General features: G+C 59.1%; 1 protein-coding gene. It reads right to left on the reverse strand.

The features are described 5' to 3' along the window. A partial coding sequence (locus J4D28_RS30345) for an immunoglobulin-like domain-containing protein (RefSeq protein ID WP_207246536.1) occupies nucleotides 1-220 on the reverse strand: 220 nt, incomplete at both ends.

Genomic DNA, 220 nt, shown 5'->3' on the forward strand with positions numbered 1-220 from the left:
GTTCTCGAAGTTGCCGCCAGCAGCCTCTTTGATGCTGACTTCGACTTTGCCGGCATCTTTGTACACATCATCAGCTGGAGCAGCGACGGTGACGGAGCCCGTGGTAGCGCCGGCAGCAATGGTGATCACTGCACCATTCGACAGGGTCACGGTCACTGGCGTACCAGCGGCGTTGGTCAGAGTCGCGGTATAAACGATCGAGCCGCCTTCAGCGACGGTA

The sequence above is a fragment of the Pseudomonas sp. GW531-T4 genome (genome assembly GCF_017349615.1).
Lineage (GTDB): Bacteria > Pseudomonadota > Gammaproteobacteria > Pseudomonadales > Pseudomonadaceae > Aquipseudomonas > Aquipseudomonas chlororaphis_I.